Origin of the sequence: Salinicola acroporae (assembly GCF_003206615.1) — a bacterium.
Lineage (GTDB): Bacteria > Pseudomonadota > Gammaproteobacteria > Pseudomonadales > Halomonadaceae > Salinicola > Salinicola acroporae.
Genome location: NZ_PZJW01000003.1, coordinates 1 through 15062, shown reverse-complemented (window position 1 = coordinate 15062; position 15062 = coordinate 1). Strand labels below are relative to the sequence as shown.

Here is a 15062-nt window from a genome sequence, read left to right as displayed (position 1 = left end):
CGCGGTCGGGGCTCAGCTACCCCACCACACCTCCATCTGGGCGCCGAACGTCAGCCCGTCGGTGTCGTCGAAGTCGACGTTGTTGGGGCCAGCACCGGTATCGAGCGAGTTGGCGTTGCGAGCGTCGGTATAGGCGTCACCGCTCCATTTGGCATAGGTGGCGAACAGCCGGATGGTGGGGCGGATCATGGCACCGCGCCCCGCCGACCACTGCTGGGCGATGGTCAGTTTGGTGAGGTGGTGGTCGCTGTCGTTGTAGCCGGTCACGCCACTCTGCGGTTCGATATGGTCATAGCCCAACTCGACCGCGGTGCTCATGATATCGCTCCAGTAGTAGACAGGACGCACCCCGGCGGAGAACCACTTGCGACCGGTGTTGTCGTCCATGTCCTTATCCTCGTAGATGAGGGCGTAGAGCATGTCGAGCTGGTCCGGTATCAGCCAGACCTGACCGTGGTCGAGCGCGCGCCACATGCTGCCTTCCTGGCGCAGGGCGCCGGTACCCCGACCCACCGCATTGCCATCGCGGGTGATGATGCCGTCGGTGGCGTACTGCACCGCGAAGGTGTTGCTGCCGCCGAACCAGCCGCTCTGGGTGTGCTCGATGGTGCCCATCCAGCCTTTGTCGCCCTCGTCGTAGTCGACGCCCTGGTCGTCGTAGTAATCCTTCTGCCATTCCGACAGCGACGAGCGACCGTAGTCGACGCCGAGCTCCAGCGAGCCGCCGGGATTGACAGGGATGTCGCTCCAGCGCGCATCGAGGGTGTCGTCGGAGATCTGCTGGCCGGCGTCGGGGAACAGGCCGTCGCCGTCGTCGTCACCTTCGCTACGGGTCCAGGCGAAGCTGAGCTTGCCGGTGCCGACATCGATATCCGAAATCCCCACGCCGGGGCCCGACACGTCCCAGTAGTAGAAGTCGTTCATGTGGATATCGTGGCGCTTGTAGAAGCGCTTGCCCGCCCAGAGCGAGGCCCCGGGGAGGCCGCCGACGACATTGTTGCCGGAGACGTACATCTCCCGAAGCGAGATGTTGTTGTCGTCGTCCTTGAGCGATTCGTCGTCGTTGTCCTGCGCGGTGACGTAGGCGACCCGGCTGGCGAAGTCGAACGACGTATCCTGCTGCTGATAGAGCTGCGCGCCCAGGCCGATCTCGGCATAAGTCTCGCATTCGTTGCCCAGGCGGTATTTGGCCGGTGCACCGGAGGCCTTGAAGCAGGTCTGGCTGCCGCCACCGGAGGTCGAGCCGATACCGGATCGGGCGTAGCCGAAGAACTCGGGGTTGATATCGGCGTAAGCCAGGGCCGGCATGATGCATGAGGCGCCGAGGACGGCGGTGAGGAGCGGCCGGCGTAGCACGGAGTGTGAGGCAATCATTATTGGTGTCCCTCGTGGTCTTGTCATTGATTGCTGTTTGGGCAGCCGGATAAAGCATTCGGCTACGCAAGGCGCTCTGGGAGAGAATCGCCACCGACGTATCGGGGGAGTCGTGAATGGCTCTGCCAAAGCGTCGTGCTCGACATACTCAATATCGCGATCGATATCGAAAGAGATATGAGTCAATCCATTTTTTATTAACTATGGGTATCGTTGCCGTATTCCCTGGATATCGTCACCGTTGGTCCAACCTCATACCGCCAACCGCCATGGAGCGATCATGCTGCCATCGGTATGTTCTGTCGGGTATCAACGACAACGGATAGCCGAGAAAAGGCGTCAAAGTCGGTTCGATCCTCTGCCTGGGACAGTGCCTGTTTTGGCGAAAACCAGTGATGTTCCCCATTAGTCGGGCCGGCCGTCGTTGGCGCGATCGGACTTCTTTTGTGGGGAGCCATTATTTCCATAACTCCGTAAACTTTCATTGTAACCATGGTCTATAAAGACAAAGGTATGAACTATGATTATTGGGTGGTTATGTTTTTATAATTAAATCAATTGCTTATAATAGATCCGTGCGAGTTGTAGCTGATGTGATTAATACCAAGGTGGTAAATATCACCAATATTGGTTTGTGCTAGGCCGTGGCGGTTCTCGGATGAAGTGGCGAAGAAGAACGCTAAAATTTTGCGATAGCCGAATAAAATATCGATTTGTTGTCTGGTGTTTGCCTTTGATTCGGATAAGAGAATGGCAAAGTCGGCGATAAAACAAATGCTTTTTTCAGGAAAAAATGATCCTATCGTTCATCCGAAATCAGCACCATTTCGGTAAATTGGAGAGGGCGATAGGGAGTGATTTTTCGGAAAAGTCGAATGGGTGAAGAAAGCTTGTCTCTCCGTGGACGGCTTGACTTAAGATGGACGGACTCGGTGCTCTGGAAAGGGCGGTAGAGATGACGGGTACGCAGACGGAAAGAGGACGGAGAGCGGCATGACATTGGAGTCAGGGCAGCAGCCGGACATGACCATACCCAAGGAGCGCCACTATTCGGATCGCGTGGGCTGGTTGCGGGCCGCGGTACTGGGTGCCAACGACGGTATCGTGTCGACCGCCAGCCTGGTGATCGGCATGGCGACGGCGGGGGCTGGGCTGAGTGGGGTGCTCACGGCCGGGGCAGCTGGGGCGGCAGCCGGCGCGATGTCGATGGCGGCAGGCGAATATGTCTCGGTCAGCTCGCAGAAGGATACCGAGCGCGCCGATCTGGCGCGCGAGCGGCGCGAGCTCAAGGCCAACTATGCCCACGAGGTGCGCGAGCTGGCGGAGATCTACGAAGCGCGTGGACTGGCGCCGGCGCTGGCTCACGAAGTCGCCGAGAAGCTGATGCATCATGACGCGCTGGCTGCCCATGCCCGTGACGAACTGGGGTTCAGCACCGTCAATCAGGCGAGGCCGCTTCAGGCGGCCATGGCGTCGGCCTTGATGTTCCTGTCCGGAGCGGCGCTACCGTTGATCTGCGTGCTGCTGACCCCGTTCACGATGGCGACATCCGTCATGGTGGCGTTGGGGTCGTTGCTGGCGTTGGCGTTGCTGGGTGCGTTATCGGCCCGAATCGGGGGATCGCGTCTACGGGTGGCCATCGTGCGGGTCACTTTTTGGGGGGCATTGGCGATGGGGGTCACGGCGCTGGTGGGATGGGCGTTCGGTGTGGCAAGTGGCTGACCCGCGCTTCGAAGAGCGTCGGTCGACACCGCCATTGCGTGTTCGATTCATATAGCGCCCTGCGTCGTGATCGACGCCGAGCACGACCGAGGGTGGTGAAACGAGATGTCACCGAAAGACGATCCCGGCGCGATCCAGTCGCCGCTGCACCAGCTCATCGCCGATCTTCCCGACGGAATCGTGCTGCTGGATCCCGATGGACGCTTGCGTTGGGCCAACCCGGCGGCGCTGAAGATGCACGGGGCCGAATCGATCGAGGCGCTGGGGCCCGACGTCGACGCCTACCGGCGGCGCTTCGAGCTCTATTATCGCAATCACCATGAGGTTGGCGAGGGGCGATCGCCAATGGAGCGCCTGGTGGAGGGTGAAGCGTTCGAGGACGTGATTCTCGAAGTCCGGCCTGCCGATCCCGAACTGCCCGTTCGCCATCACCGGGTGCGAGGCAGGACACTCTCACGGGATGGCCGACCCGATGCGCTGGCCCTGATCATCGAGGACATCACCGAACTCATGAGCGCCGAGGAGCGCTTCGAGCGTTCATTCAACGCCAACCCGGCGCCGGCACTGATCTGTCGCCTCGACAGCCAGCGTTTCATTCGCGTCAACCAGGGCTTCCTGGACATGGCCGAGCTGGAAGCCGAGGAGATCCTGGGACGCTCTATCTACGAGTTCGACGTGTTCGCCCATTCGCCTCAGCGCGAGTCGGCGATCCAGCGGCTCTGCGCCGGCCGGTCGATTCCCCAGACCGAAGCGGTGCTACAACTCGGCCGGCGGGACGGCGGCAGCAAGAGCGTGATCGTCGCCGGTCAGCCGATCGACGTCGAGAACGCCCCCTGCATGTTGTTGACCTTCACCGACCTGGAACCGGCCCGCCAGGCCCAGCACGCCTTGCGCCAGAGCGAGGCGCTGTTTGCCACGGCATTCCAGATGTCACCGGTCCCCACGGCTCTGGTGTCTGCCGACAGCCTGACGCTGATCGAGGCGAACGCGGCCTTCGAGCGCGATCTGGTCCGGCGCGCCGATGCTTCGGTGCCTCCCGGGCTGGAGGACTATTCGCCCTTCACGCCGCAGACACGCAAGCAGTTGCTGAAAGCACTGGGGGAGTCAGGTCATGTGGAGGACATGGAGGTGCAGGGCGTCGATGGCGCCAACGCGCCCACCATCTACTTGCTGGCAGCGGAGGCGGTCGAGATCAATCGCCGTGACTGCCTGCTGCTGACGCTGGTGGATATCAGCGAGCGCAAGCGTTACGAGAACCAGCTTTCCGATGCGATCGAGGCGGTAATGAAGGATGCGTCCTGGTTCACTCGCACGCTGGTGGAAAAGCTGGCCAATGTTCGCGATGTGGGCATCGACGCCTCTGGGGCCCAGCAGGCGGCACTGGCGGACCTCAGTGCGCGCGAACGCGATGTGCTGGGGCTGATCTGTGCCGGGCTCTCGGACAAGCGGATCGCCGCTCGGCTGGAGCTGGCGCACAGCACCGTGCGCAACTACGTGGCCTCGCTCTATCAGAAGCTGGGCGTTCACAGTCGCGGCGAGGCGATCGTCTGGGCGCGGCAGCGCGGCTTCCAGGCGAGCCTGGAAACATAATGTAACATTATGTTTTTTTGAGGTATTTTCCCCCGCAAATGCACTGTCTGCACCGGCGCATTTGAATCTATTGGTCGAGACGCCGAGCGCCTATCTTGTGATGACCGCGAGGAGGCGCCAGGAAGGTGCGACAGGAGAGGGATCTTCTGAAGACGGGCAGGCCGCCCGCTCCTCGGCGGACCACCGGTGTCTCGGATCGCCGCGTGGACGGAGTCGCAACGTTACGGTAGTCGAACGTATTGCAGTCAAACGAAGGACCGCTTGATGATTTGGTGGCGCTCAGGATGAGCGGTATCGACGGAAGCGATCCTGTCGTGGATCGACCCACCGAATCTCTTTCCGATTTCCCTCATCTGTCTCGGGTTTCCGCCACACTGTCTCCCCAGCCCTGCAGTCCCTGCTGCCGCGATACTCACACCCCGAGCCCATCTCGCCGGCCCGTTACTGGCTTGCGCCATCGGGGCAACTCGACTAGGACTGAATACATCCCGTCATCATCCTCCGAGGCCAATCTTTTCCATGGCTTTTTACCGAAGGTGACTCGATTCATCCGTTCCGGTTGCAGGGAGATCATAACGTGGTAGAAAAAACGAAGATTCATGCCCAGAGCCAGACCCTACCCGGCCGGGAGAGTCTGATGCAGCCGCCCGCGGAGTTCATTCGCCCCGGCTATCGCGGAAGCGGCAAGCTGGAAGACAAGGTCGCACTGATTACCGGTGCCGACAGTGGCATCGGCCGCTCGGTGGCGATCCATTTCGCCCGGGAAGGCGCCGACGTGGCAGTGATGTACCTCAGCGAGGACGACGATGCCCGCGAGACCCAGCGGCTGGTGGAAGCCGAGGGTCGCCGCTGCCTGCTGATTGCAGGGGACATTCGTGACGCCGCCTTCTGTCGCGGGGCGCTCGATCAGGTGATCGAGACCTTCGGCGGGCTCAACGTGCTGGTCAACAACGCCGGTACCCAGCAGGTGTGCACCGACCTCACAGAGCTCGACGACGCGCTGTGGCGGGAGACGTTCGCCACCAACATGCATGGCATGTTCTACCTGACCAAGGCGGCGCTGCCTTACCTCGGCGAAGATGATGCGATCATCAACACGACGTCGGTCAACGCCTACATCGGTCCCGATTTCCTGGTGGACTACACCGCGACCAAAGGGGCAATCGTCGGTTTCACCCGCGCCCTTTCGAATCAGGTCGTCGGTCGCGGCATTCGTGTCAATGCGGTGGCGCCGGGCCCCGTATGGACGCCGCTCCAGCCCGCCACGCTGGGTGCCCATGATCCGCAGATGCTCGAGGATTTCGGCTCCGACACACCCATGAGGCGCGCCGGACAGCCCTCCGAACTGGGCCCCTGCTACGTCTTTCTGGCCTCGCTCGACGCCTCCTTCATCAGCGGCCAGACGCTTCACCCCAATGGCGGAATGGTCGTCAATGGTTGATCCGCGCGGGAGAGGGCGGCGAAGGTGGAATGGACTTTTGCCGCCAGGACGGGGTGAATAGGCCCGCGCGACACGAATTCCCGATGAGACATCCTCCAGGCTCGGTCTGAAAGATTGACGTGCGACAGCCATGGCCAGGCCCGTTCCCGATGAGCCAACGGACCTCCCACGTTCTTGTGGGTCGCAAGGCAAGAATCGGCGAAACGGACCGGACTGGCGCTCCCGGCAACGGTTAACGCCGCAGGGGTGAGCGCAGGCATTTTTCCGACAAAGCATGAGAGACGACAGGGCAGAGGAGGCCCTACAGCATGCCAGGTACGACTTCCAATCTGCCGCCGCGGCAGGAGAGCTGGCTGGACCGGCCGGCGCATCATCATTGGCTGGAGAGCGAGGGGCAACGCCTGCTGGCGTTCTATCGCGCCTCGCGTCATCCCGACTGCGGTTTCGCCGCGCTCGACGAAGATGGCCGGCTGCCTGCCGATGCCAACCCCGACACCATGATCACCGCCCGCATGACCCACTGCTTCGCCCTGGCCGCCATGCGTGGCGAGCCCGGCATGATGCCGCTGGTCGCTCATGGCGTGGCGGCGCTCAGGGGCGGCCTGCGGGACGACGAACACGGTGGCTGGTATGGCGAACGACCGAAGGCGGGGGAGACGCAGACAAAACAGGCCTATATCCACGCTTTCGTCGCGCTGGCGGCGGCCAGCGCCTGGCAGGCCGGTGACGAAGCGGCCGGACCGCTGCTCGACGACATCATCGGCGTGATCGAGACCCATTTCTGGTCGGAAGACGAAGGACGCATGCGCGAGGGGTTCTCCCACGACTGGCGCGAGGACGAGGCCTACCGCGGCGGCAACAGCAACATGCACGCCACCGAAGCCTTCCTGCAACTGGCCGATGTCCTCGACGAGCCCAAGTGGCGGGCTCGCGCGCTCTCCATCGCCGACAAGATCATCCACGCCCACGCCAAGCCCAACGACTACCGCGTGGTGGAGCATTTCGACAGTCACTGGAACGAGTGGCGCGACTACAACGAAGACACGCCCAAGGATCAGTTTCGGCCCTATGGCGCGACGCCCGGTCATGCTTTCGAGTGGTCCCGGCTGCTGCTGCATCTCGAGGGGGGGCTGCTGCGCCACGGCGAAGCGGCGCCCGGCTGGCTGCTGGAGGATGCCCAAGGGCTGTTCCGCAGCGCCACCGAACTGGCCTGGCACGTGGATGGAGAACCGGGCCTGGTCTACACCCACGACTGGAACAACCGCCCGGTCGTGCACGAGCGGATGCACTGGACCCTGGCCGAGGCGGCCGCCACCGCGGCCCTGCTGCTCAAGCGCACGGGCGACGCGACCTACGAGGTCTGGTATCGCCGCTTCTGGGACTACATCGATCGCTTCCTGATCGATCGCGAGCGAGGCAGCTGGTGGCAGGAGCTTGACCGTCACAACCGCCCGTCCAGCGAAGTCTGGAGCGGCAAGGCCGACCTCTACCACGCCTACCAGGCGACGCTGCTGCCGCGATTGCCGCTGTCCCCGACCATGGCCAGGGCGATCGCCGACGGCGCATTGTAGTCCGCCAGGCGGGCATCGCCCCTCTCGCTACCGGAACGCCTCGATCCATGATCGGGGCGTCGTTCATTCGGACAAACGCCTACCCCGAAAGCGGCATGGGCTTCGTTGCCGAAGTCTGGCTAGCTAGGACCTCCGACACCTGGCCGTGAGGAGCGCGACGATGACAACCAGTGGGGATTTTCGGCAGGCGATGCTAGGGTGGGCCACGCTGTTGCTGGCGGGCCTGCTGCTGGGCGGTTGCGGCACCCAGGGCCTCGAGCGGGAGCCCTCGCGAGAGCCACCTGCCAAGACGGCCAGGCAATCCCCGGATCGCAGTTGGGGGCCGGTCATGGAAGCGGTCGCCATGGCGAAACTCTATCCGGACGGGAAGTCGGTGGTCGACCTGGTGCCCAGGCGCGATCCGGCGGCGATCGTGGCCGACTTCGTGCAACTGCGACAGCCAGAAGGGACAATCGGCAAGGCCCGGTTGCAGGCCTTCGTGGATGCCAACTTCGACCCGCGCCCGGAGAACGAGACGCGTCTCGGCGAGGATGCCGATACCTCGATCGAGGCCCATATCGTCAATCTCTGGCCCTACCTGACCCGGGAACCGGCGGACACCGACGAAGGCCCCTGGAGCAGCCTGGTATCGCTCCCGGCGCCCTACGTGGTACCGGGCGGACGCTTCAACGAGATGTTCTACTGGGACAGCTACTTCACCATGCTGGGGCTGGCGCGCAGCGACCGCTTCGATCTGGTGCGTGACATGGTCGGCAATTTTGCCTGGCTGATCGACACCTATGGCTTCGTCCCCAATGGCACCAGAACCTATTTCCTCACCCGCAGCCAACCGCCGTTCTTTGCCCCGATGGTGGCGCTGCTGGCGGAGCACGACGGCGACGACGTCTATCGCCGCTACCTGCCCGAATTGCTGCGGGAACATGACTACTGGATGCGCGGCGCCGATGAGATCGGCCCCGGAGAGGCACGCGAGCACGTGGTCGAGCTGGCCGACGGCACCCTGCTAAACCGCTACCACGGTAGCGAGAACTGGCCGCGGCCGGAGGGCTATGCCGACGAACGGGAGCTGGCCGCACGTAGCGACCGTCCGGCGGCTGAGCTTTACGGGCATCTGCGGGCCGCCGCCGAAAGTGGCTGGGATTTCAGCTCGCGCTGGATGGCCGATGGCCAGCACCAGACCACCATCGAGACCCGCGATATCCTGCCGGTGGACCTCAACGCCTTGCTGTATCAGCTCGAGCGTACCCTGGCTCGAGCATGGCGGGTGCAAGGCGACGCTGCCCAGGCCGCACGCTTCCAGGCGATGGCCGAGCGACGCCAGAGCGCGATCAACCGGGTCTTCTGGCAGCCGGACGGAGGTTACTACACCGATTACGACTGGCGGGAGGGGCGCCTGACCGATGCGATTTCCGCCGCCATGGTGTACCCGCTGGCGTTCGGTGTCGCCGACCCGGCGCGGGCCGATGCCACGGCCGCAACGGTGCGGCGCGAATTGCTGCGTGCCGGTGGCATGGTCACCACTACGCGTGATACCGGCGAGCAGTGGGACGCACCCAATGGCTGGGCGCCGCTGCAGTGGCTGGCGGTTTCGGGGCTCGACCGTTACGGACACGACGAGCTGGCCGAAACCATCGCCCGTCGCTGGATCGAGACCAACCGTGAGGTCTACCGGCAGACCGGCAAGCTGGTCGAGAAATACGACGTGGTCGACCCCGCCGTGGGTGGTGGCGGCGAGTACGATGTCGTCGATGGATTCGGCTGGACCAATGGCGTGCTGCTGGATCTGATCCATCGTTATCCGGCGGCAGCCCATCGGTAGCCGGCTTCCTCATTGAAGTCCGGGTCGTAGCGCCTGGCCCTGGTGCATCGTCACGTCACGCCCGACTATGCTCGGTCAGCTCGAGTATGCGTGTGCCGTTTCGGCCGCTGCGCTTGACGTCGTAAAGTGCCACGTCACCGTGGCCGATCAGGGATTCGAGATCGCCGGGTGGCTGCTCGAAGTACGTGGCGCCGACGCTCAACGTCACCGCGTCCGGGGTGTCGAAGTTCTGCGCAGCGGTTTCATGGAAGCGCGCGCGCAACGTCTCGCTGAGTTGCCGAATGTCCTTGGGCATGACGTCATGCAGCATGATGGCGAACTCGTCGCCGCCGAGTCGGGCGGCGAGGGCCTCTTCCGGCAGCGCCTCCCGAATCAGGTCGCTCAACGTGATCAGCAGTCGGTCGCCCGCCGCATGGCCGTGGAGGTCGTTGACCAGCTTGAAGTTGTCGACGTCGATCAGCAGCAGCGCCCCCGGCCGCTTGCTGGAAGCGTGGTTCAAGAATCGTGGCGTGCGCGCCTCGAAGGCCCGACGGTTGAACAGTGCGGTCAACGGGTCACGCTCGGCGAGCTGTTCGATCTGGCGCTCCCGCCGATACCGCACTGTCCCGGTCATCGACAGGGCGATCAGCAGGATCGCCATCACCCCCTCGACCAACGAGATGCGGATCACTGCGCCCTGGTAGACGACGAGGTCAATCAGTGTACCGGGAACCAGTGCCAGTCCGACCTTGCTCAGGTAGAACGCGCCATGGACGAGCAGCGTGTAGTGCAACTGACGAGTGCCGAGCGTGGCGACGTCGGCCTCCAGACGCAGCAGCAGGCTGGCCCGGAGCGACACGATCGCCACCAGCAGCGAGTTGACAATCAGATAGAGTTTCGACGGCGCTTGCCCGTCCGGCAGCAGCAGTAGCGCGCACCAGACCGCGACGACCAACCACCACCAGGTCGACAGCCGTCGCTCGACGAAGCGCGTGACGCCGAGCAGAAACATCCAGTGGGCGAATACCAGCAGGCCGTTGGCGAACCAGACGCCGATGAAGAAGTGGCCGCTGCCGCGCAGCAGCGCGAGCGAGCAGCCCAGCGTGATCGAGGCGAAACCGGTGGACCAGAACAGCAACGAGACGTCGCGGGCGCCGCGCCACTCCATCAGCAGATAGAGCGCGGCGGCGGCCGAGATGGCGATGGTCAGGGTCAATATCGTGGCAGGGTCGAACGCCATGTCGTGTCGATCCGTCGTGGCTTGGCGGAAAAGTTCTGCCGTCACGGCGTCTTCGAACGATCATGCGCTGGCGGCGGGCGAGCAGGCTTGCTCATTCGGTCATTATCGGCGATCGCACCGACTTCTTGAACCGCCCGCGATCCAGCGCCGCGCCGCTGGTCCGATCGCGGGCCTTCGCCATGCCGATATCTCGTTGGCCCTCGAGAATCCGGCGACGCGCATGCCAGGAGGAGAGACGTGGATTCCGAGCGGTTGGGACCGCTCGGAATCTCACCGCATGCCAGTCTCGGCCCTACCAGTGGTAGCGCACTTTGGCGAAGATCTCGCGACCCTGGTTGTAGTAGTCCGCGGTGCCGGAACCGACGACGTGTTGTTCGTCCAGCAGGTTGGTGACGTTGACGCTGAAGTCGGTATTCGGCAGGAACTGATAGTTATACGCGGCATCGAACAGTGTCGCCGCTTCGCTCTTGGCGTCGTTGGCGCTGTCGAAGTAGTAGGTGCCGGTATAGCGCGCGCCCAGGCCGAAGCTCATGTCGAGATCGGGCAGGGTGTAATAGCCCCACAGCATGGCGCTGTGTCGCGGCGCGATCTGGATATCGTTGCCGTCGATTGGGACCACGGCGCCGCTGACGGTGATCGAGCCCTCCTCGACTTCCGGTTGCATGTAGGTGTAACCGCCGATCACGCTGAGGTTATCGGTGACCTCTGCCTTGACCTCGAGATCGAGGCCGCGCACCCGGTATTCGCCGACCGTCTGCTGGTCGATGGTGCCGTCGTTCTGGGTGACGGCAATGCCGACGTCTTCGCGGGTCAGATCGTAGACGGCGGCGGAGAATAGCGCGTCCGTCCACAGCGGCGAATATTTGACGCCGACTTCATACTGCTTGCCGCGTTCCGGCGTGACTCCGATGGTGGGCGGTGCCACCGACTCGACGTAGCTCACGTAGGTGGAGACTTCCGGATTGATGATGTAGGTCAGCGCACCGCGCCAGGTGGTTTCTGAGAAATCGTCGGAATCGCTGATGTCGTAGAGGTAGTCGGTGCTGGAGAGATCGAGGTCGTCATTACGCACGCCGGTCGTGACCACGAAGGTGTCGTAGAACGAGAAGTTCTGCTGCAGGAAGACGGCGCGGGTGTCGTACTCCTGCTTCACGTGGTTGTAAGGCGTCAGCGTGGCGGGCGCGCCGCTGTAGACGGGGTCGTCAATGTCGATCGGTGTGCCAGCGGCGTAGACGGAGTAACCGGTGGATTCGCCATCGCGGAACTCGACGCCGGCCACGGTACTGCTGTCGATGTCGCCGAAACTGGCGTCGTACTGCAGCATGGCATTGCCGATCAGCTCCTCGGCGTCCGTGTCCGAGCCGATATAGCCGCGGTCCACGTCGCTGCCGACGCGACTGGCGCTGTCGGTCAGATAGACATAACCGTAATCGTCGGTCAGGTCGCTATAGCGTACGTTGCCACGGAAGATGAGACCGTTGTCAAAGTCATGCGTGAACAGACCGGTGACATTGGTGCGCTCGACATCGTGGTAGTTGTAGTCGGGCTCGCCGAAGAAATCGCTGCGGTCATATTCGCGATCGAACGGGTAGCCGCCGCTGTTGGCAGTGCCATCGCGGTTGAGATAGTCGAAGATGAGCGTAGCCGAGGTTCGGTCGGTTGGCTCCCAGGTCAGTCCGCCCATGATGAACTGATCGTCGTCATCAGAATGGTCGTACTCGTAGCTGCTGTCCTTGGCCTTGCCGGTGAGGCGCCAGGCCACGGTGTCGCCGTCGCCAAGGGTGTCACCGATATCCAGTCCCACTTCCTGATGGTCGAACGAGCCAAAGCCCAGGTAACCCTCGCCGAAGGACTCGAAGCGAGGACGTTTGCTGACGAAGTTGACGGAACCGCCCGGGTCAGCCGGGCCGAACAGCGTGGAGTTGGCACCGCGCAGGACTTCGATACGCTCGTAGGCGTAGGGCTCTTCACGTACGCCGCGCATGGAGCCCAGCGTCATGCCGTCGCGATAGGTCGTGGCCTGGAAGCCGCGAATCGTGAAGTAGTCGTTGCGATCGTCAGTGGCGTAGTAACCGGTCACCACGCCAGGCGTGTATTGCAGCACTTCCTCGGTGGTCTTGGCGTTGCGCTGCTCGATCTCTTTCTCGGTAATCACCGACACCGAAGCCGGGGTGTCCTGAATGCTGGTCGCGACCTTGCCGCCGACCCACAGTTCGCGGGCGAGAATGGTATTGGCGTTGTCGTCCCCTACTGCCTGCGCGTTAACGGTGACCGGTGAGAGGCGGTAATCGTCGCCACTTTGTGACTGCTGCGCGTTCCCGATCGCGGGAAGGGTGAGTAGTGTGGAGCCGCAAAAAACCGCCATGGTGGTCTGGTGCCACCATGGCGGGTTTCCGCGGCTCGCGATGGTGCGATTGCGGCCGCTCATCGTGATGATCCCCAAGAGTGAATGATCCCTGTTTACAGGCCCGCGATTTTTTTAGTGGCGGGCCCGGGGATTATCCTCAGGGATCTCCATGCAATCAATAATATTTCTCAATTAGATTCGCGTTTAAGGTTCAAGGGGTGATTTGGCAGGCCCCTGGAGGGCGGCCGGTAACGCATCAAGCCTTCAATCCTCGATACGTGAAAGCAGGCGTTGGCCCCGGCGAGTCCGACGGGCGCGGCGCAGCCCACTGGAAGCCATTTTCCAGCCCAGAATACGACCCACGCCGACCGCGACGCCGGAAGCGGCGCCCCACAGGAGCGCTTCGCGCCAACGCACATCGGGGTCGTCCGGGTTGACCGGGGGTTCGAAGGCGTGACGTCGGGTGGTGTGCTTGAGAGCCTCCCGGGTTGCCACGCCGGAGATGATGGCCGTGGACGTGCCGATGATGGTCCAGAGCGTATGGGGTTTCATGCTGGCCTCCTTGCCGAGTACGGGGTTCTCAGCATGGTCCATGGCTCGTCAGGATGACAAGTGGGCGTGATTGGCTGGTGTCCGCGAACCTACGGTCTCCGGATTGCCCGCTCTCTAGGGCATTGGCTCGCTCGAGGCGCTGGCGCGACGCCGGGACCATTGCCACAGGGTCCAGTGAGCCAACAGCGGCCAGCGGGGCTGCATGAACTGGAGAAAGCGCTGCCGCCACAAGTTGGTCAGCGATTTGCTCAACCCCAACCGCTCCCCGATCTCGGTATCGTGATACCCCACTACGAGAAGGCGCAGGTATTCGGGCCACAGTTCCCTATGCTGGATATGTGAAAGCGGCGTCTCGGTCAGGTTGTTGTAGCGGCGACCACAGCCATGACATTGATACTCCGTGGCGCGCCGGCTGGTCAGCACCTGGTTCGACGAAGAACCGCAGTAGGGACAGTGCCTGTCGGTCAAGGCTGTGAGCTCGGCAAGCGCCGCGACACATGCTTCCAGCGCCTGCTCGGCTTCATCCGTCAGTTCGGAAACCTGCGTGGACTGATGATCCTCCCACCAGCGATGCAGGTCGGCATCGTAGTCGGCCATGGCCTCCATGAAGGCCCGGCTCCAGGTCATCGAGGCCTTGTTGCTGATCCCCAGGAAGGTGGCGATCAGCTCTTGGGAGAACCCCTGGAACCGATAACTCATCCACGGCTTCCACTTGTCTTCCGAGCGCAGCAGGCGAAGCGGGGTACCGCTCAGGACGTTGAAACGCTTGTTGCAGTTTCGGCAGTAATAGCCATCTCGACGCAATCCACGACTGCCAGCGGGAATGGCCAGTGAGATCGAGCGGCTCGCGCAGGCTGGACATTGGTGAGGTGCGCTGGCGGGCAGGGTGGCGAGATAGGACAGGAAGCTTCGGGCGCTGGGGCGCAACGCCTCCGGCAGCAGCTCCAGCGATGGCCGTCCGAGCAGGAAGTCGATGGTGTCGACGTGCCTTCGCGTCGGGGGGATATTGAATGTCGAGAAAGTCTGCGGGATGGCAGGTGCCATACGGGAAATCTTTTATCGAGATGACGGATTGGCAAGGCCACTGCCACTAGAGTATGCGATGGCGCAGTCACGGTGCCAACACCGACAGGCTCTCGACACCGAATAGTATCGGGCCATGCCGATTTGCCCAGGGCCCCGAAGTCTTCTGATGGCACAAGTATCGTTCGGAGATGGCTCATCGAGAGCGGTCCCCACGCCAAATCATCAAAAGTCTTAGTCATCAATAGCAATTCTCCTACAAACATTCGATGAATACCGCGTTACCCTAATGAATTGCGTCATTCATGGTCACTGCTACCCGGTTGCCTATCCGAGTCGCACCGGAACCTGAGCCCGTCATCAGGAAGACAACATGTTCAACGAACTACTCGACACCTTCGATA

10 protein-coding genes are annotated in these 15062 nt (G+C 62.7%); 5 read left to right on the top strand and 5 right to left on the bottom strand.

Annotation, left to right across the window (positions count from 1 at the left end):
- Positions 1–12: 12 nt before the first annotated feature.
- The gene (locus DOM54_RS04150) at positions 13–1374 is read right to left on the bottom strand and encodes a maltoporin (protein ID WP_110715147.1); all 1362 of its coding nucleotides are present in this window, start codon (positions 1372–1374) and stop codon (positions 13–15) included.
- A 993-nt stretch (positions 1375–2367) separates the two neighbouring features.
- On the opposite strand from DOM54_RS04150, the gene DOM54_RS04145 reads away from it, so the two are divergent.
- From DOM54_RS04145 to treA, 5 genes are all read left to right on the top strand, one after another.
- The gene (locus tag DOM54_RS04145) at positions 2368–3096 is read left to right on the top strand and encodes a VIT1/CCC1 transporter family protein (protein WP_240613762.1); all 729 of its coding nucleotides are present in this window, start codon (positions 2368–2370) and stop codon (positions 3094–3096) included.
- A gap of 105 nt (positions 3097–3201) precedes the next feature.
- Positions 3202–4686 carry a PAS domain-containing protein gene (locus tag DOM54_RS04140; protein WP_110715146.1) on the top strand — a complete coding sequence of 495 codons (1485 nt, stop codon included), beginning with the start codon at positions 3202–3204 and terminating at the stop codon, positions 4684–4686.
- 577 nt (positions 4687–5263) lie between these two features.
- Positions 5264–6127, top strand: coding sequence for an SDR family oxidoreductase (locus tag DOM54_RS04135; protein WP_206019012.1), 864 nt, complete (start codon positions 5264–5266; stop codon positions 6125–6127).
- Positions 6128–6435: 308 nt separating this feature from the next.
- Positions 6436–7698: a D-mannose isomerase gene (locus DOM54_RS04130; protein WP_110715144.1), complete on the top strand. Its 1263-nt coding sequence runs from the start codon at positions 6436–6438 to the stop codon at positions 7696–7698.
- Positions 7699–7858: 160 nt separating this feature from the next.
- On the top strand, positions 7859–9517 hold the full coding sequence (gene treA, locus DOM54_RS04125) for an alpha,alpha-trehalase TreA (protein ID WP_110715143.1): 1659 nt from the start codon (positions 7859–7861) through the stop codon (positions 9515–9517).
- A gap of 55 nt (positions 9518–9572) precedes the next feature.
- Here the strand turns inward: treA and DOM54_RS04120 are convergent, their stop codons facing one another.
- The 4 genes from DOM54_RS04120 to DOM54_RS04105 form a co-directional block, all read right to left on the bottom strand.
- Complete coding sequence (locus DOM54_RS04120; RefSeq protein ID WP_110715142.1) at positions 9573–10736, bottom strand: GGDEF domain-containing protein; 1164 nt, start codon at positions 10734–10736, stop codon at positions 9573–9575.
- A gap of 292 nt (positions 10737–11028) precedes the next feature.
- Complete coding sequence (locus DOM54_RS04115; protein WP_110715366.1) at positions 11029–13164, bottom strand: TonB-dependent siderophore receptor; 2136 nt, start codon at positions 13162–13164, stop codon at positions 11029–11031.
- Between the two features lie 183 nt (positions 13165–13347).
- Positions 13348–13635, bottom strand: a complete 288-nt coding sequence (locus DOM54_RS04110; RefSeq protein ID WP_157958434.1) for a DUF4235 domain-containing protein — start codon at positions 13633–13635, stop codon at positions 13348–13350.
- Between the two features lie 114 nt (positions 13636–13749).
- The gene (locus DOM54_RS04105; RefSeq protein ID WP_110715140.1) at positions 13750–14679 is read right to left on the bottom strand and encodes a hypothetical protein; all 930 of its coding nucleotides are present in this window, start codon (positions 14677–14679) and stop codon (positions 13750–13752) included.
- Positions 14680–15062: the final 383 nt, after the last annotated feature.

Coding starts and splice junctions, on each gene's coding strand:
- DOM54_RS04130 (WP_110715144.1), top strand. CDS start 6,436: ATGCCAGGTACGACTTCCAATCTGCCGCCGCGGCAGGAGAGCTGGCTG.
- DOM54_RS04140 (WP_110715146.1), top strand. CDS start 3,202: ATGTCACCGAAAGACGATCCCGGCGCGATCCAGTCGCCGCTGCACCAG.
- treA (WP_110715143.1), top strand. CDS start 7,859: ATGACAACCAGTGGGGATTTTCGGCAGGCGATGCTAGGGTGGGCCACG.
- DOM54_RS04150 (WP_110715147.1), bottom strand. CDS start 1,374: ATGATTGCCTCACACTCCGTGCTACGCCGGCCGCTCCTCACCGCCGTC.
- DOM54_RS04120 (WP_110715142.1), bottom strand. CDS start 10,736: ATGGCGTTCGACCCTGCCACGATATTGACCCTGACCATCGCCATCTCG.
- DOM54_RS04115 (WP_110715366.1), bottom strand. CDS start 13,164: ATGAGCGGCCGCAATCGCACCATCGCGAGCCGCGGAAACCCGCCATGG.
- DOM54_RS04110 (WP_157958434.1), bottom strand. CDS start 13,635: ATGAAACCCCATACGCTCTGGACCATCATCGGCACGTCCACGGCCATC.
- DOM54_RS04105 (WP_110715140.1), bottom strand. CDS start 14,679: ATGGCACCTGCCATCCCGCAGACTTTCTCGACATTCAATATCCCCCCG.
- DOM54_RS04145 (WP_240613762.1), top strand. CDS start 2,368: ATGACATTGGAGTCAGGGCAGCAGCCGGACATGACCATACCCAAGGAG.